Here is a 23611-nt window from a genome sequence, read left to right on the forward strand (position 1 = left end):
GAATAATAACAAGCATGCGGAGTGACCGATGAATCTCGACCTGCTGGTAGTGGTGTTTTACTTTTTGGTGATAGGGGCGGTGGGTTGGCTTGGCGTTCGCCGGGCCACCACCAAGGAAGATTATCTGGTGGCCGGCCGCAATCTGGGGCCCTGTTTGTACCTGGGCACGCTGTCCGCCGTGGTGCTTGGCGGGGCGTCGACCATTGGCAGCGTTAAGCTGGGTTACACCTACGGGATCTCGGGCGTGTGGCTGTGTGGTGCGCTGGGGGCGGGGATTGTGGTGTTGAGCCTGGTGTTGGCCAAACCCTTGCTCAAGCTAAAGCTCTACACCGTCAGCCAGGTGCTGGCGCGGCGCTATCATCCGGCCGCCAGGGTCACCAGCGGTGCCATCATGCTGGCTTATGACCTGATGGTGGCCGTGACCTCGATTATTGCTATCGGCAGTGTGATGCAGGTGATGTTTGATTTGTCGTTCACCGCATCGATTCTGCTCGGCGGCGGTTTGGTGGTGCTTTATTCCACGCTGGGCGGCATGTGGTCGTTGACGCTAACCGACATCATCCAGTTTATCATCATGACCGTCGGCATGATGCTGGTGTTGATGCCGATGAGCATAGTCAAGGCGGGTGGCTGGGCGGCGTTCAGTCACCTGTTGCCGGACAGCTACTACCAGCTGTCGTCGATCGGGCTCGATACCATCCTGGTGTTCTTCCTGATCTACTTCTTCGGCATTCTGATTGGTCAGGATATCTGGCAGCGGGTATTTACCGCCCGCAGCACCAATATTGCTCGCTATGCCGGGTTGGGGGCTGGGGTGTACTGCGTGCTGTATGGGGTGGCCGGCAAGTTGGTACTGCCGCAACTGACCAATACCGACGGTGCCTTTGCCGCCATTGCTCAGGCGGTGCTACCGCCGGGCGTCAGCGGGCTGGTGGCTGCGGCGGCGTTGGCGGCGCTGATGTCGACGGCCAGTGCCTGTTTGTTGGCATCGTCAACCATCGCGCTGGAAGATGTATTGCCGGCTGTCCGCAAGCGGCCCTCCGGTGGGCTGGCGGCCGGGAGATTCACGACGTTTGTCATGGGTTGCATTATGTTGGGGCTGGCGTTCGTGGTGCGCGACGTAATGATGGCGCTAACGCTGGCCTATAACCTGTTGGTGGGCGGTATGTTGATCCCGCTGATCGGTGCGATTTTCTGGCAACGCGCCACCAGCACCGGTGCTATCGCCAGCATGCTGACCGGCAGTCTGAGCGTATTGGTGCTGATGTATTATCACGGCATTGAGGCCAACAGCCCAATCTACGGGGGTCTGTTGGCGGGCGGGGCGGCCTTTCTGATTGGCAGCCTGCTGACCCGACCAGGCCCGCTGCCGCAGGTTCAGCCCGAGTAAAGGGTAAAAACGGGGCTGTCGTGCGCAGCCCCAGTGCCGCTTACAGCCAGCCGGATCTCTTCAGTTTTTGATACAGGAAGAAGCAGCCGACGCCGGTCACCCCGAGGATGGTGTGATAGGCCCAGGGGAATTTCAGTTCCGGCATATTGGCGAAGTTCATGCCGTACAGGCTGAATATTACCGTTGGGATCGCCAGGATCGCCCCCCAGCCCGCCAGTCGTTTTACCACTTCGTTCTGTTTTACCGTGACCAGCGCCAGGTTGACGTGCATGGCGTTAGTCAGCATTTCGCGCATATCGTCGATGTTGCTGACCACCTGGCGCGCATGGTCCTGCACATCTCGCACGTAGGCGCGCAGCTCTTTCGGGATCACCTCTTCATGCAGGCGAATCAGTTGATTGCAGATTTCGTCCATCGGCATCGCGGCATTGCGCAGTGCCAGCAGGTGACGGCGCAGGGTATAGACGTTCTCAATGGCGGCCTGATCAAACTCCGATTTAAACATGTTGGCTTCGATGCCTTCGATGGTCTGCTCGAACTTCGCCACCACGGTACGGTAGTTATCCACCACAAAGTCCAGCACCGAATACAAGGCAAAACCCGGCCCACGGCACATTTGCCTGTGGTTTTCCTCGGCTTTGGCGCGGATCGGCGCATAGCTGGGTGATGCGCCGTGGCGCACTGAAACCAGGAAGTTTTTGCCGACGAAGAAGTGTGTTTCGCCGTATTCGACTTCGCCCTGACCCCACTGCGCGGTTTTGACCACGATAAACAGTGAATCGCCGTAGGCTTCCAGCTTGGGCCGCTGGTGGGCGCAAAGCGCATCCTCAATCGCCAGATCGTGCAGGCCAAACTCCTCCTGCACCTTGCGCATAAAGGCGTCTTCCGGCTGCCACAACCCGAGCCAGACGAAGGTGTCCGGCTGTTTGACCACCTCGCTGATATCATCAATGGTCACTTCACCCAGCCGTTGACCGGCCTTGTACGCCACGCAATTCACAACCATGGTTGCGGTTTCCATCAAGCCACCTGCTATTCAAAAAGAGTTTTGGTGAGAACGTAACATTCGTGCTCTACCGGATAATTCTGCAGCGTCATCTGTAGTTGGTAACCGAGTTTCTCGTAGAAGGGGCGCGCCTGAAAGCTGAAGGTATCCAGGCGAACATAACGACAACCCCGCGCCCTGGCTTCCTGTTCCGCCGCCAACACCACCTTGCGACCTAACCCGCTGCCGCGCTGCGAATCATCCACCCACAGCCATTCCACGCTCAACCAGTTGCCCCAGGTTTCACCGGTCAGGCCTGCGACCACCCGACCGGCTTCATCCTGGCTATAGACGGCAAGGGGCTTGCGTTGGGTAGGGTCAATATATGGGCTATTATGGGCCCGCAAACCCAAACGGATCACGTTGAGGGTTGCTTCGTCAGGTATCTCGGTAACGGTGATGTTCATGTTTCCTCCTTGGTGAACCCTTAACTTAAGCACAGTCCGTGGAAAAGGCAACATGTTGAAATTTAATATAAACATGGGGTCAGCACGCTGGGTGCGTTACGGGCGGCGGGCCAGATGACTTCAGGGGGATGTTCCGGCAACTGGCGGAGAAATAATAGCGCCCCGGCAGGGGCGCAGAAAACTCAGGTTAACTCACTCATGACGCCACGCTGATAGGCCGGGCGTTCGGTTAGTTGCTGATACCAGCGTTCCATGTTCGGGCGAGGTTGGCGCTCAATCGGCATTGAGAACCAGGCGTAAGCAAAGCTGCCGAGCGGGATGTCACCGATACCGAACGACTCACCGGAAAGATAAGGCTGGCGGCCCAGGGTTTCTTCCACGATGTCGAAGTGCTTTTCCAGCGCGGCGATCGCCGCTTCAATCTTGGCCATGTCGCGCAGTTCCGGCTTGGTGCGCACCAGGCCCCAGAACACTACGCTAAAGTGGCTGACAATGGTGGAGGTGGTCCAGTCCATCCATTTCTCGGCGCTGGCGCGTGCCTGCAGATCCTGCGGGTAGAACGGCTCGCTGCCAAATTTTGCCGCCAGATAGCGCACTATGGTGTTGGATTCCCACAGAACGAAGTCATCGTCCTGCAGCAATGGCACCAGGCCGTTCGGGTTTAATGAACGGTAGAGCTCATCGTTCACTTTGCCAAAGGCGCCACCGGCATTGATATGGCTGTAGTTCAGCTCCAGTTCCGCGGCGCACCACAGCACTTTTCTGACGTTGTTCGAATTTTCACGACCCCAAATGGTCAGCATAGAACGCCTCTTTTATATGGGTTAATTAACCTAAGTACTTATTCGTACGCCACAATCGGGGCGTTGTCACACCGGAAGGCATTTTTTGCCGACCGGGCGGCACATTCAGCGCTCCCAGCGGCAAATCTCCCAGCCGTGCTCCACCGCCAGCGCGTTGAGCTCTCTGTCCGGATTAATCACCGTGGCGCTGTCGACATATTCCAACATCGCCTTGTCGTTGAGTGAGTCGCTGTAACCGTGGCTGTGCTCGAAGCTCAGCTCCGGGTGTTCAGCCAGCCACTTTTTCAGGCGAGTTACCTTGCCCTGTTGGTAAGTCATGGTGCCGTAAGTGTTACCGGTGAAGCGGCCGTCTTGCACCTCAACGCCAATCGCCAGTGCGTCGTCGGCACCCAACTGTGCGGCAATCGGCGCGACCAGATGTTCGCCGGTGGCGGAAATAACCAAAATGCAGTCACCGCGCTCGCGGTGCCACAGCAGTCGTTCACGAGCGGCGGGGTAGACACGCGGCAGAATATCGCGGCGGATATAACGCTGCACCCAACCGGCCACCGTCTGGGTATTCAGGCCGGCCAATGGGGCCAGCGTGGCCTGCATGTAATCCTCCATCGACAGCTTGCCCTGATAATAGAGCTGCATCAGCTGCTGTTCCTGCTGTTCCAGTTCCGCCGGCGCAAACCCCTCGGTGACTAACCAGCGCATCCACAGGCTGGCGCTGTCATCATCAATCAGGGTTTCATCCAGGTCGAATAAGGCTAAATCCATCAGTATTTCTCCAGCAGGCAGGGAGTGAAATGGGGGTGTATACAGAATAGCGGATAGCGTAAGCCGCCAGCCAGTGGCGGCAAACAAATTGCGCAGAGCATAAGAAACCTTGATGACAGTTTTGCGACGCTTTGTTGAATCTTTGCATAACTTAGAACGCAACAATATTGGCTGGCGTCTCTGGCGGGGTGGTAACTATAGGGCTAATGCACTGGCCATCCAGGAGTTAACGATGCTGATCATTCGCCTTTATAGCGGTCCGGTTTTTGTCGGAGATGAAGAGGAACAGGATAATGACGCCACCACTGACGTTGAAGACGCTGCCGCAACTGAGTCTTTCGCAGCTTGACGGCGACCGGCGACAGCGGCAGGCATTTCTTGACGGGTTGCGTGAGGCCGCCCGTGACGTAGGTTTTTTCTATCTGCGCGGACACGGCGTGGATAACAGGTTGAATGCTCAACTGCAGCAGCATGCCCGGCAGTTTTTTGCGTTGCCGGAAGCCGACAAGCTGGCGGTGCAGATGGTGCATTCGCCGCATTTCCGCGGTTATAACCGAGCGGCGGCCGAATTGACGCGCGGACAGCCGGACTGGCGTGAACAGTTCGATATCGGCGCGGAGCGTCCTGCGTTGCAACTGGCCAATGAGACTCCGCGATGGGCGCGTTTACAGGGGCCGAATCAATGGCCTGAGGCGTTGCCCGCACTCAAACCGCTGCTGTTGCAGTGGCAGCAGGCGATGACCGCCATGTCGCTGCGACTGTTGCGCGCCTTCGCGCTGGCGCTTTCTTTGCCGGAGCAGGCATTTGACTCGCTCTACGGCGATAAACCCAATGAACATATCAAACTGATCCGCTACCCGGGGCGGGATGCTACCGACAGCGGGCAAGGGGTGGGCGCCCATAAAGACTCCGGTTTTCTCAGTTTTTTGCTGCAGGACCGGCAGAAAGGTCTGCAGGTTGAAGTTGACGAAGGGCGCTGGGTTGACGCCGAACCGCTTGAAGAAAGCTTTGTGGTCAACATCGGTGAACTGCTGGAGTTGGCAACCAACGGCTATCTGCGTGCCACGGTGCACCGGGTAGATACACCGCCGGCGGGCAGCGAGCGTCTGTCGATTGCCTTCTTCCTCGGGGCACGGCTGGACGCCGTGGTGCCGCTGTATCAGCTCCCTGCGCATTTGGCGGCCGAGGCGCGTGGTCCAGCCAGCGATCCGCATAATCCACTGTTGCGTGACGTGGGCTTTAACTACCTGAAAGGACGCATCCGCTCTCATCCCGACGTGGCGCAGCGCTATTACCAGGACGTTGTCGCCTAATGGTAGGGGCGCCGCATGCAGCGCCCAATGGGTTAAATCGGGTCGAACATGTTCGACCCCTACGGTTTTACATCAGGGCCGCGATTACTCCGCCAGAGCCTGCTGCAGATCGGCGATCAGATCATCCGCATCCTCAATGCCTACCGACAGACGCAGTAACTGTGGCGTGATGCCGGTTTTTAGCCGCTGCTCCAGCGGGATCGACGCATGGGTCATGCTGAACGGTTGGCTAATCAGGCTTTCCACGCCGCCCAGACTTTCTGCCAGGGTGAACAGTTTTGAACGCTTGATCACCCGGCGGGCAAAGGCATCGTCACCTTTTAGGCGCACCGAAATCATGCCGCCGAAACTGCTCATCTGCTTCGCCGCCAGCGCGTGTTGTGGATGGCTCGGCAGGCCCGGATAGTAGACTTCTTCCACCTGCGGTTGGCTTTCCAGCCACTGGGCGATGCGCAAGGCGCTATTACTGTGACGCTCCATGCGCAGCGCCAGCGTGCGGATACCGCGCAACGTCAGGAAGCTGCTGAACGGATCGAGAATGCCACCTACCGCGTTTTGCAGGAAACCCAGCTGTTCGGCCAACTCCGGGTTATTCCCTACCGCGGCCACACCGGCCACCACGTCGGAATGGCCATTGAGGTATTTGGTGGCGGAATGCACCACCACGTCAAAGCCGAGTTCCAGCGGACGTTGAATATAAGGTGAGGCGAAGGTGTTGTCCGCCACGCTGATTAAATCGTGTTTTTTGGCGATCGCCGCGATCGCACTCAAGTCCGCCAGCTTCAACAGCGGATTGGTCGGCGTTTCCACCCAGATCATTTTGGTATCCGGTTCGATCGCCTGCTCCAGTGCGGTAATGTCCGCCGGTGAAACATAGGTCACACGCAATCCGGCGGTGCGGCTACGCACCTTTTCCAGCAGGCGATAGGTCCCGCCGTACAGGTCGTCAACCGCCACCAGGTGGCTGCCCTGATCGAGCAGCTCCAGCACCGTCGAGCAGGCTGCCAGGCCAGAAGCAAAAGCGTAACCGCGACTGCCGCCTTCCAGTTCGGCGATAGCGCTCTCCAACGCGGTACGTGTTGGGTTGGCGCTGCGCGAATATTCATAGCCGGTATGTTCCCCCGGTGCCGGTTGGGCATAGGTGGAGGTGGCATAAATGGCCGGCATCACTGCGCCGGTAGCGTCCGGGGTATAACCGGCGTGAACGGTCAACGTATCAAACTTGGCCATACAATCATCCTTATTAACGTAATTTTTGGCGCCAGGCGTTAAGTACGTCTGTGCGGGTAATCAGACCGAGGAAACGCTCGCCGTCAAGCACCACCGCCACGTGGCCATGGTTGAAGGTGGCGAGCAAATCCTGATAGCTGGCTTCCTTTTGCAAGGTTTTGACCGAATGGGTCATTGCGTGGGAGGCCGGCAGGCTGAAATGTTTGGCGTCGGCCTGCACGGCATTCAGCAGATCCCACTCGTCGATCAGACCGATCACCCGATCGCCCTCCAGCACCGGCAACTGTGAAATGTCATACAGCCGCATGCGGGCATGGACGATCGCCAGAGTGTCTTCCGATGCCACCGACACTGCCGCGCCCTCGTCATGGCGGTAGGCGATCAGATCGCGTAGATCGCCATGCTGTGGTTTGCTCAACAGGCCCTGTTCCAGCATCCAGTGATCGTTATACATTTTAGACAGGTACTTGTTGCCGCTGTCGCACACGAAGGTGACCACCCGTTTCGGTTCCGTCTGCGCCTGGCAATAGCGCAGCGCGGCGGCCAACAGGGTGCCGGTAGACGAGCCGGCCAGCACGCCTTCTTTACGCAGCAGGTCGCGTGCGGTGGTAAAGGCCTCGGCATCACCGATGCGGTAGGCGTTGCGCACCTGGTTGAAATCGCTTAACGGCGGGACGAAATCCTCACCTATGCCTTCCACCAGCCAACTGCCGGCCTCGCCTATCTGGCCGTTATCGAGATAATCCGCCAGGATCGAACCGGCCGGGTCAGCCAGCACAAATTCGGTCTGCGGCGATACTTCGGCAAAATAGTGGCTAAGACCGCCCAGCGTGCCACCGGAGCCGACACCGACCACGATAGCATCCACCTGATGCTCCATCTGTTGCCACAGTTCCGGGGCGGTGGTGCGGGAATGGGCCGCCGGATTGGCAGGATTGTTAAACTGATCGATATAGAACGCGCCGGGTATCTCACTCGCCAGGCGTTTGGCGTAGTCCTGATAGTAAGCCGGGTGGCCCTTGCCCACGTCGGAACGGGTCAGCAAAACTTCCACACCCAGCGCACGCAAATGGAAAATCTTCTCCCGGCTCATTTTGTCCGGCACCACCAGCAGCAGTTTATATCCCTTCAGGGCGGCCACCAGCGCCAGCCCCAGGCCGGTATTGCCGGCGGTGGCTTCAATGATGGTGCCGCCTGGCTGCAGGCTGCCGTCACGCTCCGCCTGTTCGATCATCGATAGTGCCACGCGGTCCTTGATCGAACCGCCGGGGTTTTGATTCTCCAGTTTGACGAACAGCCGACAGGGGCCGGTATCGAACCCGGTCAGTTCCAGCATCGGAGTGTTGCCGATCATATCGATGACGGAATGAGGTATGGCCATGGGGTGTCTCCAAAATAATGCGGTTTAAAAGCCGTTATATGGATGATAGCTCTGCCAATAAGCGCATTAAAAAGAACAAATAACCGTTCAATATGCATTTTTGGAATATATTAATCTTATTTGGACGTATGGAGGCGCAGATGTTCAGCAGTTTAGATGTGCAGCCGTTTAGCGGTGAGTAGTATAAAAAAAACACTTACGGCTGGCTTTTTATCCAAATTACGCGTAACAGCGTACAGTTATGTAAAAATGATGAAAATTCATGCTAAACCCTGCAAAAATAAGATGAATCTAATAAACTCACAGCAAGGGCATTTTCGGTGCGCCGCTCACCCGTCATGGGGCCGCAGGGAGTTTGCGGTTGGTAAATGCGTGCCGGGCCACTCTCGCTGGTTGGCTGAAAACGTGAATATGTTTGAAAGTTAACGCTATTTCAATGATTTGAATGGATACTCTGGCGACGTCATGATGAAAAGAAACTTACCTAGCACTCTGAAAAAATTAACTTTTAGCGTCAGCATATTGTTGCTGGCCGTACCTGTTGTTCAGGCGGCCGAAGCGCCGGCCGCGCCACAGGTTGACGCCAAGGCCTATGTGCTGATGGATTACAACAGCGGAAAAATCCTGGCGGAAGGCAATGCCGACACCCGTCTTGACCCCGCCAGCCTGACCAAGATCATGTCCAGCTATGTGATCGGCCAGGCGATCAAGGCCGGCAAGATTAAACCTGAGGATATGGTGACCGTGGGTAAGGACGCCTGGGCAACCGGCAACCCGGCGCTGCGCGGCTCCTCGTTGATGTTTATCAAGCCGGGCGATCAGGTGCCGGTAATGGAACTGAACAAGGGCATCGTTATTCAGTCGGGTAATGATGCCAGCATCGCGTTGGCTGATTATGTCGCGGGCAGTCAGGATTCGTTTGTTGGCTTGATGAACAACTACGCCAAATCCCTGGGCCTGCAGAATACCCATTTCCTGACGGTGCACGGCCTGGATGCGGAAGGGCAGTACAGCACCGCACGCGATATGGCGCTGCTCGGCCAGGCACTGATCCGCGATGTGCCGGATGAGTACGCGTTGCACAAAGAAAAAGAGTTCACCTTCAATAAAATTCGTCAGGTTAACCGCAATCGTCTGTTGTGGAGCACCAACCTGAGCGTCGATGGCATCAAAACCGGTTATACCGGTGGCGCCGGGCATAACCTGGTAGCCTCCGCTACCGACGGGCCAATGCGTTTGATTTCGGTAGTGCTGGGGGCGCCAAGCGACCGTATCCGCTTTAGCGAAAGTGAAAAACTGCTGACCTGGGGTTTCCGCTTCTACGAAACCGCCACGCCAATCAAGACTGACAAGCCGTTTGTGACCCAGAAAGTGTGGTTTGGCGACGTCGGCGAAGTGCCATTGGGCGTAGCGAAAGACGCAGCCGTTACCATCCCGAAAGGGCAGATGAAAAACCTGAAGGCCAGTTACAAGCTGAACCAGCCGACGCTGGAAGCCCCGTTGGCAAAAAATCAGGTGGTCGGCACCATTGATTTCCAGCTTGACGGTAAAACCATTGAACAGTATCCGCTGGTGGCGATGCAGGAAGTGAAAGAAGGTAACTTCTTCAGCCGCATCTGGGACATGGTGATGATGAAGCTGACCCAGTGGTTCGGTAGCGTGTTTGGTTAAGGGTTACAGCAATAAGCTTTAAGAAGAGGGCGCCGTCATTGATGATTGCGCCCTCATTTTTTATCAGTTACAGGCCACTACCTTGATCGCCAATCCCCCTTGCGATGTCTCGCGGTACTTGGCGTTCATGTCTTTGCCCGTCTCATACATGGTTTCGATCACCTTATCCAGGCACACGCGCGGCTCACTGGTGCGGCGCAGCGCCATACGTGCGGCATTGACCGCCTTCACCGCGGAAATTGCGTTACGTTCGATACAGGGTACCTGAACCTGACCGGCCAGCGGATCGCAGGTTAGCCCCAGGTGGTGCTCCATGGCGATCTCCGCCGCGATACAAACCTGTGCCGGGCTGCCGCCCATCAATTCTGCCAACCCTGCTGCGGCCATTGAGCAGGCGACGCCCACCTCGCCCTGACAGCCCACTTCGGCACCGGAGATTGAAGCGTTCATTTTGTACAGCGCACCAATCACACCGGACGTCAGGAAATAACGGCTGTAGGAATTGGGGTTTACCGGGCGAATAAACTGGTCGTAATAGGCCAGCACCGCCGGGATGATGCCACAGGCGCCGTTGGTCGGGGCGGTGACCACACGGCCACCGGCAGCATTTTCTTCGTTAACGGCAAAGGCGAACATGTTGATCCAGTCGACCACGTTCATCGGATCGATATTGTTCTTGTCACCGGTCACCAACAGGCGGCGCAGGGCAGCGGCGCGGCGCTGAACCTTCATCGGTCCGGGCAACAGACCTTCGGTGTTCATACCGCGTTCGATGCCCGCGCGCATCACCTGCCAGACGTCGGCGAAGTGCGCGTCGATCTCGGCCTTGCTGTGCAGCGCCAATTCGTTTTGCATCACCAGGCCGGATAGCGACAAACCGGCGTCTTTACAGTGTTGCTGCAAATCTCGCGCCGAGTTGAACGGGAAGGGGACCTGAACCGGATTGGCCGCAGCCAGGCCGAAGTTTTCTTCATCGACGATAAAACCGCCGCCGGTAGAGTAATAGGTTTTGCAGTGTAACAGTTGTTCACCGGCGAAGGCGCTGATGCGCATGCCGTTTTCGTGCAGCGGTAAATTATCGCTGTTGAAATTCATGCTGGTTTGCAGCGGGAAATCCACTTCGTGGTGGCCCTTGGCCAGCAACAGGCGGCCGCGTTGTTCAACGTCGCGGATAAAACCGGCGATACCGTCGATATCAACATCGTGCGGCAGGTTACCCGCCAACCCCATGATAATGGCAATATCGGTGTGGTGACCTTTGCCGGTCAGCGACAGCGAACCGTAGACGTCCACCACCACGCGAGTGGTATCCATCAACTGCTGGCTGGCAATCAATTCATCGACAAACAGCTTGCCGGCTTTCATCGGGCCGACGGTGTGGGAGCTGGATGGGCCAATACCAATTTTGAAAATATCGAAAACGCTGACCATGGTCTCGCCTCCTTCTTCAGGTGTTAGGCGTTAATGCAGGAAAGGGGGCCGTGCTGAAAAGCCGGCGCAAGGTAGCGCCGGCTGGGCTTGATTAGAAGCTGTACAGGATTGCGGAGATGGCGATCAGGCCCATCACTACCACGAACACGTTACTGATGTGGCCGCTGTATTTGCGCATGGCCGGCACTTTACGGATAGCGTACATCGGCATCAGGAACAGCAGCATGGCGATGATTGGGCCACCCATATTCTCGATCATGCCGAGGATGCTTGGGTTCAGGGTCGCAACAATCCAGGTAGTCACCAGCATAAACAGGGCGGTGATACGGTTCAGTTTGTTGGTGCTGATGGTTTTACCGCGGCTTTTCATCGACTTGGCAATCAGACCGTTAAAGCCTTCCCGTGCACCCAGATAGTGACCGAGGAACGATTTGGTGATGGCGATAAAGGCGATAACCGGTGCGATGTAGGCAATCATCGGGTTATTAAAGTGGTTAGCCAGGTAAGACAGAATGGAGATGTTCTGCGCCTTGGCTTCCGCCAGGTTTTCCGGCGACAGGCTCAGCACGCAGCTAAACACGAAGAACATTACGGTCAACACCATCATGATGTGAGCGAAGCCCAGAATGCGGGAGCATTTCTTCTCGGCTTCTTCCTGACCGTACTCTTCACGCTTGGCTACGGCAAAGGCAGAGATGATTGGTGAGTGGTTGAAGGAGAACACCATCACCGGGATCGCCAGCCACAGGGTGATAACCAGACCATGACCCATACCCGTGCCTGCGCCGGACAGAGAAACGTTATCGAAGATGGCGGTGGTCCAGTTCGGGATCAGGTACACAGCCAGCAGCATCAATACGGCGACAAACGGGAACACCAGGATACTCATGGTCTTCACGATAGCCTGCTCGCCGAAACGCACGATGGTCATCAGGCCGACAATCAGGATCAACGACAAAATGGCACGTGGCGGCGAAGCCATCCCCAGTTGGTGGGTAATGAAGCTGTCGACAGTGTTGGTGATGGCGACGCTGTAAACCAACAGAATGGGGTAAATGGCAAAGAAGTAGAGCAGGGTGATCAGCTTACCGGCGCTGATACCAAAGTGTTCTTCAACGACTTCGGTGATGTCTTCACCGGCGTTTTTGCCGGAAAGAACGAAGCGGCACAGGCCACGGTGCGCAAAGAAGGTCATCGGGAACGCAATGATGGCCATGATGATCAGGGGGATCAAACCACCGATACCGGCGTTGATTGGCAGGAACAAAACGCCCGCGCCAATCGCGGTGCCATACAGGCCCAACATCCACATGGTGTCGGTTTTACGCCAGGTACTGGTAGAGCCAGAAGCCGCAGAGGCTATAGTGCCGGTCTGTGTAGTGTCCATAAATATCTCCGAAGTGAACACGCTAATTTAAAATTAAAGGCAAAACTTAAGGTTAAATCCGAATGACGCAATATCAGATGGCGGCATCGGTAAGAATCAGATGTTGCTTGCGGGGATGGTTGGCGTCCCCCTGGTTGTTTAATCGTCTAATTACCCTTGGCAGTTGTGCCGGATAACTAATCAAATGATATTTAGCCTATATAGGGCGTCGTATCGGGACTGCTGCCGGAAGGTCATTGCCTGCCGATTTTCGTTGGCGGCAAGATAACGATTTACAGTAGAAACAACCGTGATCATGCTCTCAAATGCGTAATGTGTGCGGCTAAATGCGTTTATATTGGTTTTTCATGCATATGTTGCGCGCTTGTGTAAGATTTCATGCTGAAAACGCTCTCATCAATGTTTCAGGGTTTATCTGGTATGAGCAATCTGTAACCAGATAAAACGCTGCCGTTGTCAGCAAGTCGAGCAATATATTTTAAGCGAGAGTTTGGATCTAGCTAAAAACCCGGATTAAGCGGTTTTAGTGACACAGATCACATTGCGATTTAAAGCGAAATTTGTCTTAACGTATTGTTTTTATTTTATTTATTTTGAATATCCAGCTAATAACGTGGGTAAACTAGTTAAGTGGATAGCGGATAGAATTGCTTAATCATTCATCATATAAATAAGCTGGATTGGTTATATTTAAAGCGCGTTAGTTGCGTAATTGTTGATATTTATCGCGCGGACGCTACTGCGATTTATCATATAAAAGCGTTGTTATGCAGAGTGAAAAAGTAATATTGCGTAAGATTTATCTGCGCAGAAGGAATAAGCCTGCAAAACTGTTTCAATTTATTAACCTGCTTTCGGGTAGGGATAATAAAATAATCGAATCAATTGCACGTTATTTGTCCAAAGTCTTGCTGGGATAGAAGGGGGGTGAAGAGCACCGCCGACCGGGGTCGACGGCTGGATGCAGATTAAAAACGAATGGCGATCGCGTTTTCGCTGAAAAACTCCGCAAACTCGGGGTCAGGCTGGCGATCGGTGATCACCCGGTCGAATTGAGTCAATGGCCCGATGCAGGCGGGTTTGGTTTTGCCGAATTTACTGTGGTCGGCCACCAGGATTTTTTGCTGTGACATCGTTATCGCCCGGTGCTTCATCTCCAGTTCATCAAAGTTAAAGCAGGTTGCGCCATGCTGCAGGCTCAAACCGGCGGCGGAGATAAAGGCGATATTGGGGCAGATATGATCCAGCTCGCTGTGGTGGCCGACGGCAGTGAATATATAGTTGTTCGGCTTGAATTCGCCGCCGCACAGGATCACCTTGCAGTTCGGTTTGTCCTGTAACGCCAGGAAGGTATTGAGTGAGTGGCAGACCGCGGTGAAGACCAGGTCGTCAGCGATTGCGTCGATGATCGCCGGCGTAGTGGTGCCGCAGTCGAAAAATACGGTGTCGTTTTCGCTGATAAGCTGCGCGGCGAGCAGGCCAATACGGCGCTTTTCCGTGACCTGCTTGGCTTTTTGGTCGGAAACAAAATAGTGGGTCACGCCGTTACTGCGCGGATCGGCCACCACGTAACCGCCCAGCAGAACCACGGCCGCCGGTTCTGCGCTGAGATCGCGGCGAATGGTCATTTCTGACACGCCCAACAGGACGGCGGCTTCTTTTAAGTGGATCTTGTCAGAGCGCTTTAACGCCTGGACTAATCGATTGAGACGTTCTTCGCGCCGCGTTTCCATCTGTCTGTCTTCCCACAGGGTTAAGAAAGTTTCATCAGGGCTGAACACACAAATGCGGGGTAATAGCGGCCCAGCCATCGGCTGAACTTATTACCCCGCATCAGATTATCACGGCGTGCGCCCGATACCCAGACGCCTCAGGTTATCAGTAGCTGCCGGCAGCGGCCTGATCACCGGAAACGATTGCTACGCCAGAGCTGGTGCCGATACGCGTTGCACCTGCTTTGATCATCTTCTCGGCGGTTGCGCGATCGCGCACGGCGCCGGATGCTTTAACGCCCATCTCACTGCCCACCGTCGCGCGCATCAGTTTGACGTGCTCTTCACGAGCACCGCCGGTGCTGAAGCCGGTAGAGGTTTTAACGAAGGCCACATCGAGTTCGCGACACATTTCACAAACCTGAACGATCTGCGCATCGCTGAGCAGGCAGGTTTCCAATATTACCTTCAACGGGATCGCCGCGCAAACCTCGCGCACTGCGGCGATGTCGGCTTTAACTTCATCCAGCAGGCCGCTTTTCAGCCAACCCACGTTGATCACCATGTCAATTTCCTGCGCGCCGGCAGCAATTGCCGCTTTAGCTTCGAAAGCTTTGGTTACCGTCAGGCCGGCACCCAGCGGGAAACCAATCACCGAGCAGATTTTCACTTCGCTTTCTTGCAGCAGGTGCGCAGCCAATGGCACGTAACCAGAGTTAACGCAGACGGCGTAGAAGTTGTGCTGTTGCGCTTCTTCACACAGTTTGGCGATTTGCTCTTCAGTGGCATCCATCGCCAGCAGGGTGTGATCGACATAGCGGGCGTAATCAATGTTTTCGGTAGTCATCTCGATTCCTTATTAAGGTTTTATCAAAGCAGGATGTGAGTAATGTTAGAATAATAACATTTAACTGGCGGCAAACATAGTGATGTTTAAAAATGAATGCCAGATCATCGTTTTTTGGCTGTTTAACGTATAACATGGGGTGAGATAAATGTTATTTAAGTAACATTTTAGGCGTTGGTCGCGGGATAACTCGCGTGAACACCCAGGGGAAAAGTATGGATATGATAATAAATTTGGCGCCAGAACAGTTCGGAGCGCAACCGTATGAAGTTTTCCGCAATGCGGATTTTGTAGTCACCGCTTTTAACTGTGAAGCCGCAGGGCCGATGCTGACGCTGGCAAACCGCCGTGGCTCACTGCGAGTATTGCCTTACCGCGCGCTGACGATTTGGGATGCCGATTTTGATGGTTACTCGTTGAAGTCGGGCCGTCGCAGTGTCAAAACTCTCGGGGGCAAACCGGACGGCAGTGTTGCCTTTCATTCCCCCTGGTCACCTCAGGGTGGCTCATTCTTAGACATGCAGCTTGTCTGGTTGCAGGTTGAGGGTGATACGCTGGCGCTGTACGGCCGTGGGGAATCTGCCCATCAACATTGTCGGTTGCGTCCGGCGGTCCGTTTGACGGCGGACAGTGCTCAATTCTCCATTGATATGCAAATTACCAACCTTGCCGACCGTCCCCTGCCGCTAAGTTATGTTTGCCAGCTTAACTATGGCTGCATTCCCGCAGCGGTGTTCAGGCAGAACCTGCCGACGCCGGCGCTGACGCCACCGGGGAGCATCACCGAAGAAGGACTACAGTGCTCGGACGATTTGTCACTGTATGTTGATCAGGCCGAGTTCTATATGTTGGCGTCGAAGGGGAGGCGATATGTTACGCGTTTCTCCACCGAGCAGTTCAATTATGGCCTGCGCCGCATTACACAGCAGGGAAATCAGCGCCTGTTCAGGTTCATTCAGCCGGCCACCTGTAGTCCGCAAGGGCAAAGTGAACACTCGAGAATGATGATCGGGGCGGGGAAAACGCGGGAGTTCTGTGTGACAACCGGGGTGGTGTGATAGCCGGGGCGGTGCCGCCCCGGCCAAAATACAGGCTTACTCTTTCACCCAGCCCTTGCGGATCGGGAAGGCGAACAGGAAGCGGTACAGGCGCGTCAGCTTGTCGGCGATGCTATCGCCAAACAGGTTCCAGACCAATTGAGCAAACAGGCAGCCGACCAGGCCGAGCAGGAAGCCGCCTACCATATCCAGCGGCCAGTGTACGCCCAGATAGACGCGCGACCAGGCAATGCCGGCCGCGACAGCCAGCAATAAAATGCCTGACCAGACCCGGTGCCAGAACAAAAAGGCCAGAGCGAAAGTGAAGATGGCGGTACCGTGATCGCTGGGGAAGGAGCTGTCCGGCGCATGGGCCAGGAAAGTATAACCGACACCGGCCACAAACGGCCGTTCGTGCGGCAGCAGCATGCCAATGGTCGCGGAGGCAAGCATGGCGAACAGCAGAGCAATTGTCGTCTTGGCCACCACTTGACGCTGCGACACCAGTTGATTCTGCGGCCCCCACAGCCATAGCCCAACGATCAGCATAGGTACGATAGCGATCAGATCGCGCGCCAAAAAGGTGGCGGTATCAATCAACCACTCGGGGGACGCCGGGGTCGCGTTGATCCAGGCGAAAAGAAGATAATTCAATTGCTCCATAATATTTACCTCGTCTTGCGGCGGAGATACCCGCTCACCATCCAATAAACAGCCAGTTGGCTGAGCCAAACCCACCAACCTGCCCACAGGTTATGGGTAAGAAAATGTGCGCCGCGCATCACCTGACCAAAACCCATCAGCATGCCGAGCGCAATACCGCCGAACCAGCACCAGTAGGCCAGGCGCGGGCGTTGCGGATAAAACAGGAAAAACAGCGCCATCACCGCAAAACCGCTGGAGGCATGACCACCAGGGAAGCAACGGCCCGGCCCGGGCTCTGTCGGAATGGTGCCGAACAGCGGGTAGGACATCGCCTTGCCGCCGTATTCGATCAAATCCCATGGGCAGGAATGTGCGCTGGTGGCTTTAAGAATGCCGACCACCAATGGGCCAATACCGATCAGCAACATGCTGACGATCATGCGCGGGTTACGGCGGTAAATGCCCCAAAACAGCGCCAGCACCGCACCGGTAATAACGCCAATTTTCAGCAGGCGATGGTTAATCAGGTCCAGCCAGCGATCGTTCTGCCAGGGGAAATGTCCGCTGGTGGCATCGAACCAGTAATTGCTGACAGCCCAGTCCAATTGTTCGTTTCGCGACAGCCAAAGGAACAGCAAGCCACTGACTACCAATCCCAAAACCTGCCAACGGTAAAAGGATGCCGGCAGGGAGTAAAGGGCGTTAGTCTTAATTTGGGGTGTTGTTGAGGATTGATTTAATGAAGGTTTTGGGTTCACGCGCAGGCTCGGTGACATTAACGGATGTTGCCACTGTAATAATTCTGTCTTAAGAAAACCTTAACGCCCAGAGTACCGAGCTTAAGAAAGCAATAGGCGGATTATTGGCTTTCGGCTAAGGTAATCGTTTGCTTTTTATTGGAATGATGTGGTGATGACAAGAAAATTGAATTTGGCGCTGTTGGCAGCCTGTAGTGCGGTTTTTTCCCCTTTGGTATCAGCGCAGGCTACCGGGCCGATTGTGGTGCAGGGCGCGATGCCGGTAGAGGCAGAACGTTTTGCCCAACGCCTGGAAAACCCGCGTGAAGAGCAGATTGGCGGTTGGCGTTTCTGGCGCGGCACGGTGGATGGCTATCCGGTGGTGGTGTCAGAAACCCTGAAAGGCATGTCGAATGCAGCGGCCGCGACGGCTATTGCTGCAACCCAATTTCATCCGGTAGCAATTATCAATCAGGGAACTGCAGGTGGCCACGATCCGGCGCTGAAGGTGTACGACATCGTATTAGGCAAGTATTCGGTCAGCCTGGGGGCGTTTAAAACACCGAAGAAGGCGGCGGGGGAAGGCAGTGACTCGCGACAATGGCAGCCGATGGATTTACTGGCTTCGAAAGGCAGTGCCGGTGAAGATAAAAATGCCCACAGCATCCGTCAGTTTCCGGCTGACGCCAAACTGTTGGCGATAGCTGAAAGTGTGAAGAGTAGCTATACCCAGGGCAAGGTGGTTGAAGGGGTTATTGGTTCCGCCGATGTGTGGAACAGTGAACTGGACCGTATTGGTTACTTCCACGAAAACTATCATACCTCGGTTGAAGAGATGGAGACCGCCTCCGCCGCGCAGATCGCCGCTTCCTTCAATATTCCCTTTGTCGGCATCCGCGTGCTGTCCAACAATATTACCAATCAGGGTAAATACGATCCGCAGACTGGCCTGGCGTGCCAGGATTATGTTTATCAGGTGGTGAAGGCTTATATCGCCAAAAACGCAACTCGTTAATGATTTATCCTAATTAATGGCCATTGGTGGGTTATTGCCACTGGCCATTGCATATTGTAAAGAAGATTAAACTACTGGCGAGCTTGCCGGTAGTGTATTAGCTTATGCCCGGAGCATTTAATAAATTGTAGGGATATAAACATGAACAAGGCATCCGTTGTATTTTCCGGCCTGCTGATGGCCGTTTCCGCCAGCGCCATTGCTGCTACCTCGTCCGAAGACACCGATATCAGCAAGCAACCGCTGGAAAAGGTCGCCCCTTACCCGAAAGCCGAGAAGGGCATGAGCCGTCAGGTGATTTACCTGCCGAAGCAGGAACACGAAGAGAATTTCAAGGTTGAACTGCTGATTGGCAAAACGCTGGAAGTGGACTGTAACCGCCACATGATTGGCGGTACGCTGGAAACCAAAACCCTTTCCGGTTGGGGTTACGACTACCTGGTAGTGGAAAAACTGTCTGAACCGGCTTCCACCATGATGGCTTGCCCAGACAATACCAAACAGCAGAAATTTATCGCTGCCAACCTGGGTGACGCTGCCATGCAACGTTACAACAGCCGCCTGCCAATCGTGGTCTACGCACCGAAAGACGTGGAAGTGAAATACCGCGTGTGGAAAGCCGAAGACACCGTCAGCAAGGCAGAACAGAAGTAATACCGATGCGTGCTAACCATTAGCACGGCTAAGTGATTACCCGAAAATGAACCCGTCTGGAGAGTGCATTGCGCCGTTGGCCATTGCCCCTCGGACGGTTTTTTTTGTTTATCGCACCCTGGCGTGAAGCAATAGAAAACGGCAGTAAAAGTCTGTAGTTTGACGTGTATTCCGATAAAGGCTGCAGGATTAAAATGTCAGCTTTATATGCGCAACAATAAAATTCACCTGACTGGGCAAAAATGACAAAATTAATTGAATTTAGCGCCATTACTGAAGCAGCAGAACGGCTCAACGGGAAAGTTATTCGCACCGCCACTATTCCAGCACCGAAATTGACTGAAAAACTACAGAGACCGGTTTTCCTGAAACTTGAAAATACTCAGCTGGGGGGTTCTTTTAAAGCCAGGGGCGTGCTTAACAAGTTTTTGAGCCTGGCGGACGATGTTAAAGATAACCGGTTTGTGGCGGTGAGCGGCGGTAATTTTGGCATTGCGATAGCCGAGGCGGCGAAGATCTTTGGGGCTGATATCACTATTATTATGCCGCAAAGTGCCCCGGCAACCGCCATCGACCGGGTGGGTGAACTGGGCAGCTCTGTTATCGTGGAATCTGATGTTCACGCTGCGTTTGAGCGGGCCAAGGCTTTGGCTGACCAGGGATACGTAGTCATTGATGATTGCAACGACTCGCTGATTGCCGAAGGACACGGAACCCTGGCACTTGAGTTCATTGCCGATTGCCCGGAACTTACCGACGTCCTGGTTGCGGTGGGCGGCGGCGGTATGCTGGCTGGTGTGGCTACTGCGCTAAAAGCCATAAGGCCAGAGATGAGAATTTGGGGGGTTGAAACCTCTGGGGCAAGTTCGATGCACCAGGCATTGCGCGCCGGCAAACCGGTGAACATTGAGGTGACTTCAATTATCTCTACCCTCGGCGTGCCTGTCATTGATGAAATGATGCTGGCCCATGCTCAAGCTTATATCGAAGAAGTGGTTGTGGTATCGGATAAGGCAGCGGTAGAGGGAATGGTGGCCTTTGGCGAAGATGCAAAATTATGGGTTGAACTGGCGTCCGGGACGCTGATACCTGCGGCTATGGCCATTGCCCCCAAGCTTCCCGCTAACGCCGTCATTGGGATGGTAGTGTGCGGTGGAAATATCTCCCATCAGGACATGTCGAAATGGGTTAGCTACTCGCAAACCCTGTGATTTTTCTCCTGCGGAGTTTATTCAGGCAATAAAAAACCCGATAGTCTTGAACCTAAATAGGCGGGACTAACGGGCTCCACAAAATGGGGACATCAAAGAAAAGCAGTGGCACTAATTAAGACTACCCCCCGAAAGGAAAGTTCTCACCGGGGATAAAAATTTCAAAATATTTTTGCCACTGATTCATCTTTATTGCTTATCGGTTAGCCGAGGATCCCCGGCCATAACACCACTATCAACGAGCCCGCCAGGGTTAACAATACGTTAGCTATGGCGTAGGTCCCGGCATAACCCAGAGCAGGAATGTTACTGCGCGCAGTATCACTGATAATTTCCATCGCTGGCGCGCAGGTGCGGGCCCCCATGATTGCGCCGAACAGCAGGGCGCGGTTCATGCGCAGCACGTAGGCACCGAACAGGAAGCAAATCACTACCGGCACCAGGCTGACGATTAACCCGGCGATCAGCATCTGGCCGCCAACGGCTCCCAGACTGTTACCGATACCGGCACCGGCGCTCAGACCGACACCGGCCATAAACACCATCAGGCCGAACTCTTTGACCATGTTCAGCGCACCCTGCGGAATGTAGCCGAAGGTCGGGTGGTTGGCGCGCAGGAAGCCGAGCATGATGCCGGCCATCAGCAAACCGGCGGCATTACCGATGCCGAAGGAGAAATTGCTGAACTGAATGGTGATCTGGCCTATCAATAACCCGATAATAAAGAAGGCGCAGAATGCCAGCAGGTCGGTCACCTGGCTGTGGATCGAGATAAAGCCAATCTTCTCCGCCACGCTTTTCACCCGGCGGGCGTCACCGCTGACCTGCAGCACATCGCCTTTATTGAGCACAATGCTGTCGTCGATAGGCATTTCAATCTGGCTGCGGATCACCCGGTTGAGGAAGCAGCCGTGATCGGTCAGCTTCAACTGGCTCAGGCGTTTGTTCACCGCATTGCTGTTTTTAACCACGATCTCTTCGGTGACGATGCGCATATCCAGCAGGTCGCGGTCGAAGACTTCTTTGCCGTTGCGGAAGCTGGGGTCCAGTCGTGCATGGGCATCGGGATAGCCGACCAGGGAAATTTCATCGCCCACCTGCAATACCGCGTCACCGTCCGGGTTGGCCAAAATGCCGTTACGACGGATACGTTCGATATAGCAACCGGTCTGGCGATAGATACCCAGCTCACGCAGATTTTTGCCATCGGCCCAGGCTACCAGCTCGGGGCCAACGCGATAGGCGCGGATGACCGGCAGGTAAACCTTGCGTTGGCTGTCGGTGTCCAGGCCGCGTTCGCGGGCAATCTGTTGGGCGGAGGTGGAGAGGTCCTGGTGTTGCAGCTTGGGCAGGTAGCGCGCGCCGAAAATCAGGCTCACCAAACCAATCAGGTAGGTCAGGGCGTAGCCGAGGCTCAGATGATCCTGCGCTGCCAGCAGTGCCGGGCCATTGGTGATGGTATTACGTAGCGTATCACCGGCGCCGACCAGAACCGGGGTCGAGGTCATTGAGCCCGCGAGCATACCGGCGGTCAGGCCGATATCCCAATGGAACAGTTTGCCCAGACCGATGGCAATCACCATCGCGGAACCGACCATCACCAGCGCCAGCATCAGGTAATTTTTGCCGTCGCGGAAAAATATCGAGAAAAAGTTCGGTCCGGCTTCCACGCCAACGCAGAAAATAAACAGCATAAAGCCGAGGTTCAGCGCTTCTGTGTTAATGGCGAAGTGTTGTTGGCCGAGCAACAGCGAAACCACCAAAACACCAATGGAATTACCGAGTTGAACGGAGCCCAGACGGACTTTACCGAGGCACAGCCCCAGCGCGAGTACCACGAACAGTAACAGGATGTAGTTACCGTTTAACAAACTAGCGACGTTTATGTTCACGTAGGATAACTTATTGTTTACCAGTAAGTGCTTGATATAGATAAATATAAGATATAAATTCAGTCAAAAAGCGACTTCATAAATAACTAACCAGCGAAAGGCGATTCGAAGCATCGATCGGCGGCGTTTATTCTAGTCGCTATGGCGCGTGACAGCCAGCATAAAGCTGGGTTCATGCCCTGCCAAAAGCATTTAACTCTCTTTAGGCCAAGGAAAAAGTTCAGTTTAGCGTTGTCGGTTTACGACAAGGCGTCACCGGCATTGTGGCACGGCTGATTTCTACGGTGTGGTAATGAGATTAAAGGGGGAGGGGGCATGGCGAGTGAACGGTATTGGTGGGGAATATTAAGCTGTTTTCTGCTGTTCAGCCTGGTGTATCTCGGCCAGCAGAGTGGGGCATTTGGCAGCACGGATCATGAACACCGGGGGGAGACCGGCCTGTTGCTGTTTGTGATACCCGGCGTGGTCGCGAGCTACTTATCGAGCAAAAAACGCATTCTCTGCCCGCTACTGGGGGCGTTGTATGCGTTGCCGCTGTGTCTGATCATCCGCCATTTCTGGCTAACGCCGTCTGCCTCGGTGTGGCAGGAATTGGCTTATGCCACCAGCGCGGTGTTCTGGTGCATGTTCGGGGCGTTGCTGGCTTTGTTTGCGCGCGGCCTGTTGCAGGCCTACCGGCAGTGTCATCGTGGCTAACGGCAATAAAAAAAGGCGCTATGAGCGCCTTTTTCTCGTTGTGCCTGAAGCTTACTGGAACAGATTCAGGTTTTCTTTGGCATAAGCTTCGAAATCGGTGCAGCCGCCGATGTGTTTCTCATCGAGGAAAATCTGCGGTACGGTTTCTACCGGCTTGCCGACGGTTTTTTCCAGGTCGGCCTTGGTGATGCCTTCAGCGTGGATATCAACATAACGGAAGTTGAAATCGTCACGTTCTTCAGTCAGTTTTTCCGCCAACTCTTTCGCACGGACACAATAAGGACAGCCTGGGCGCCCGAAGATAACTGCAAACATGCAACACTCCTTAGATTGATATTCAATAAT

At 54.8% G+C, this 23611-nt stretch carries 23 protein-coding genes; 9 read left to right on the forward strand and 14 right to left on the reverse strand.

What is annotated here, in order from left to right:
- Positions 1-28: 28 nt before the first annotated feature.
- Entirely contained in the window at positions 29-1390 is a 1362-nt protein-coding gene (locus M2406_RS01690; protein WP_259188246.1) for a sodium:solute symporter, read from the forward strand.
- A 40-nt stretch (positions 1391-1430) separates the two neighbouring features.
- Here M2406_RS01690 and M2406_RS01695 read toward each other — a convergent pair whose 3' ends face one another.
- The 4 genes from M2406_RS01695 to M2406_RS01710 all read right to left on the reverse strand — a co-directional run bounded on the left by M2406_RS01695 (position 1431) and on the right by M2406_RS01710 (position 4407).
- Positions 1431-2411, reverse strand: coding sequence for a magnesium and cobalt transport protein CorA (locus M2406_RS01695; protein ID WP_012006054.1), 981 nt, complete (start codon positions 2409-2411; stop codon positions 1431-1433).
- Positions 2412-2422: 11 nt separating this feature from the next.
- On the reverse strand, positions 2423-2842 hold the full coding sequence (locus M2406_RS01700; RefSeq protein WP_259188249.1) for an N-acetyltransferase: 420 nt from the start codon (positions 2840-2842) through the stop codon (positions 2423-2425).
- 182 nt (positions 2843-3024) lie between these two features.
- Complete coding sequence (locus M2406_RS01705; protein ID WP_017892217.1) at positions 3025-3645, reverse strand: glutathione S-transferase family protein; 621 nt, start codon at positions 3643-3645, stop codon at positions 3025-3027.
- 105 nt (positions 3646-3750) lie between these two features.
- On the reverse strand, positions 3751-4407 hold the full coding sequence (locus M2406_RS01710) for an HAD family phosphatase (RefSeq protein WP_012006057.1): 657 nt from the start codon (positions 4405-4407) through the stop codon (positions 3751-3753).
- Positions 4408-4519: 112 nt separating this feature from the next.
- On the opposite strand from M2406_RS01710, the gene M2406_RS01715 reads away from it, so the two are divergent.
- Both M2406_RS01715 and M2406_RS01720 read left to right on the forward strand, forming a co-directional pair.
- Positions 4520-4756, forward strand: a complete 237-nt coding sequence (locus M2406_RS01715) for a hypothetical protein (protein WP_071821351.1) — start codon at positions 4520-4522, stop codon at positions 4754-4756.
- The gene (locus tag M2406_RS01720; RefSeq protein WP_259188251.1) at positions 4701-5720 is read left to right on the forward strand and encodes an isopenicillin N synthase family oxygenase; all 1020 of its coding nucleotides are present in this window, start codon (positions 4701-4703) and stop codon (positions 5718-5720) included. The genes M2406_RS01715 and M2406_RS01720 overlap by 56 nt, the downstream gene beginning before the upstream one ends.
- 84 nt (positions 5721-5804) lie before the next feature.
- Here M2406_RS01720 and M2406_RS01725 read toward each other — a convergent pair whose 3' ends face one another.
- Both M2406_RS01725 and M2406_RS01730 read right to left on the reverse strand, forming a co-directional pair.
- Positions 5805-6950: a PLP-dependent aspartate aminotransferase family protein gene (locus tag M2406_RS01725; RefSeq protein WP_017892219.1), complete on the reverse strand. Its 1146-nt coding sequence runs from the start codon at positions 6948-6950 to the stop codon at positions 5805-5807.
- A 13-nt stretch (positions 6951-6963) separates the two neighbouring features.
- Positions 6964-8331, reverse strand: a complete 1368-nt coding sequence (locus M2406_RS01730) for a cystathionine beta-synthase (protein ID WP_259188253.1) — start codon at positions 8329-8331, stop codon at positions 6964-6966.
- A 465-nt stretch (positions 8332-8796) separates the two neighbouring features.
- Between M2406_RS01730 and M2406_RS01735 the strand changes: the two genes are divergently transcribed.
- Positions 8797-10002 (forward strand): serine hydrolase, encoded by a 1206-nt coding sequence (locus M2406_RS01735; protein ID WP_012006061.1) that lies wholly within the window; start codon positions 8797-8799, stop codon positions 10000-10002.
- Between the two features lie 63 nt (positions 10003-10065).
- Here M2406_RS01735 and M2406_RS01740 read toward each other — a convergent pair whose 3' ends face one another.
- The 4 genes from M2406_RS01740 to deoC all read right to left on the reverse strand — a co-directional run bounded on the left by M2406_RS01740 (position 10066) and on the right by deoC (position 15379).
- Entirely contained in the window at positions 10066-11433 is a 1368-nt protein-coding gene (locus M2406_RS01740; RefSeq protein ID WP_259188255.1) for an L-serine ammonia-lyase, read from the reverse strand.
- Positions 11434-11524: 91 nt separating this feature from the next.
- Entirely contained in the window at positions 11525-12820 is a 1296-nt protein-coding gene (locus tag M2406_RS01745) for an HAAAP family serine/threonine permease (RefSeq protein ID WP_012006063.1), read from the reverse strand.
- Between the two features lie 968 nt (positions 12821-13788).
- Entirely contained in the window at positions 13789-14553 is a 765-nt protein-coding gene (deoR, locus tag M2406_RS01750) for a DNA-binding transcriptional repressor DeoR (protein ID WP_259188258.1), read from the reverse strand.
- A 145-nt stretch (positions 14554-14698) separates the two neighbouring features.
- On the reverse strand, positions 14699-15379 hold the full coding sequence (gene deoC, locus M2406_RS01755; RefSeq protein ID WP_012006065.1) for a deoxyribose-phosphate aldolase: 681 nt from the start codon (positions 15377-15379) through the stop codon (positions 14699-14701).
- A gap of 215 nt (positions 15380-15594) precedes the next feature.
- Here deoC and M2406_RS01760 point away from each other — a divergent pair, with 215 nt between their 5' ends.
- Positions 15595-16437: a hypothetical protein gene (locus M2406_RS01760; RefSeq protein ID WP_115182865.1), complete on the forward strand. Its 843-nt coding sequence runs from the start codon at positions 15595-15597 to the stop codon at positions 16435-16437.
- 36 nt (positions 16438-16473) lie between these two features.
- On the opposite strand, the gene ybjG is transcribed toward M2406_RS01760, so the two are convergent.
- Positions 16474-17079 carry an undecaprenyl-diphosphate phosphatase gene (gene ybjG / locus M2406_RS01765; protein WP_012006067.1) on the reverse strand — a complete coding sequence of 202 codons (606 nt, stop codon included), beginning with the start codon at positions 17077-17079 and terminating at the stop codon, positions 16474-16476.
- Positions 17080-17084: 5 nt separating this feature from the next.
- Positions 17085-17837 carry a phosphatase PAP2 family protein gene (locus tag M2406_RS01770; RefSeq protein ID WP_012006068.1) on the reverse strand — a complete coding sequence of 251 codons (753 nt, stop codon included), beginning with the start codon at positions 17835-17837 and terminating at the stop codon, positions 17085-17087.
- 136 nt (positions 17838-17973) lie between these two features.
- On the opposite strand from M2406_RS01770, the gene M2406_RS01775 reads away from it, so the two are divergent.
- The 3 genes from M2406_RS01775 (at position 17974) to M2406_RS01785 (ending at position 20678) form a co-directional block, all read left to right on the forward strand.
- Entirely contained in the window at positions 17974-18813 is an 840-nt protein-coding gene (locus M2406_RS01775; RefSeq protein ID WP_012006069.1) for a 5'-methylthioadenosine/S-adenosylhomocysteine nucleosidase, read from the forward strand.
- Positions 18814-18954: 141 nt separating this feature from the next.
- Complete coding sequence (eco, locus tag M2406_RS01780) at positions 18955-19467, forward strand: serine protease inhibitor ecotin (RefSeq protein ID WP_012006070.1); 513 nt, start codon at positions 18955-18957, stop codon at positions 19465-19467.
- Between the two features lie 242 nt (positions 19468-19709).
- Entirely contained in the window at positions 19710-20678 is a 969-nt protein-coding gene (locus tag M2406_RS01785) for a threonine/serine dehydratase (RefSeq protein ID WP_259188267.1), read from the forward strand.
- A 203-nt stretch (positions 20679-20881) separates the two neighbouring features.
- On the opposite strand, the gene M2406_RS01790 is transcribed toward M2406_RS01785, so the two are convergent.
- Positions 20882-22570, reverse strand: a complete 1689-nt coding sequence (locus M2406_RS01790) for an aspartate:alanine antiporter (RefSeq protein ID WP_012006072.1) — start codon at positions 22568-22570, stop codon at positions 20882-20884.
- A gap of 315 nt (positions 22571-22885) precedes the next feature.
- Here M2406_RS01790 and M2406_RS01795 point away from each other — a divergent pair, with 315 nt between their 5' ends.
- Entirely contained in the window at positions 22886-23266 is a 381-nt protein-coding gene (locus tag M2406_RS01795; RefSeq protein WP_012006073.1) for an inner membrane protein YbjM, read from the forward strand.
- 51 nt (positions 23267-23317) lie between these two features.
- Here the strand turns inward: M2406_RS01795 and M2406_RS01800 are convergent, their stop codons facing one another.
- Complete coding sequence (locus tag M2406_RS01800) at positions 23318-23581, reverse strand: GrxA family glutaredoxin (RefSeq protein WP_012006074.1); 264 nt, start codon at positions 23579-23581, stop codon at positions 23318-23320.
- Positions 23582-23611 lie beyond the last annotated feature (30 nt).

This window comes from Serratia sp. BIGb0163 (genome assembly GCF_024809935.1).
In the GTDB taxonomy this organism is placed as follows: domain Bacteria; phylum Pseudomonadota; class Gammaproteobacteria; order Enterobacterales; family Enterobacteriaceae; genus Serratia; species Serratia quinivorans.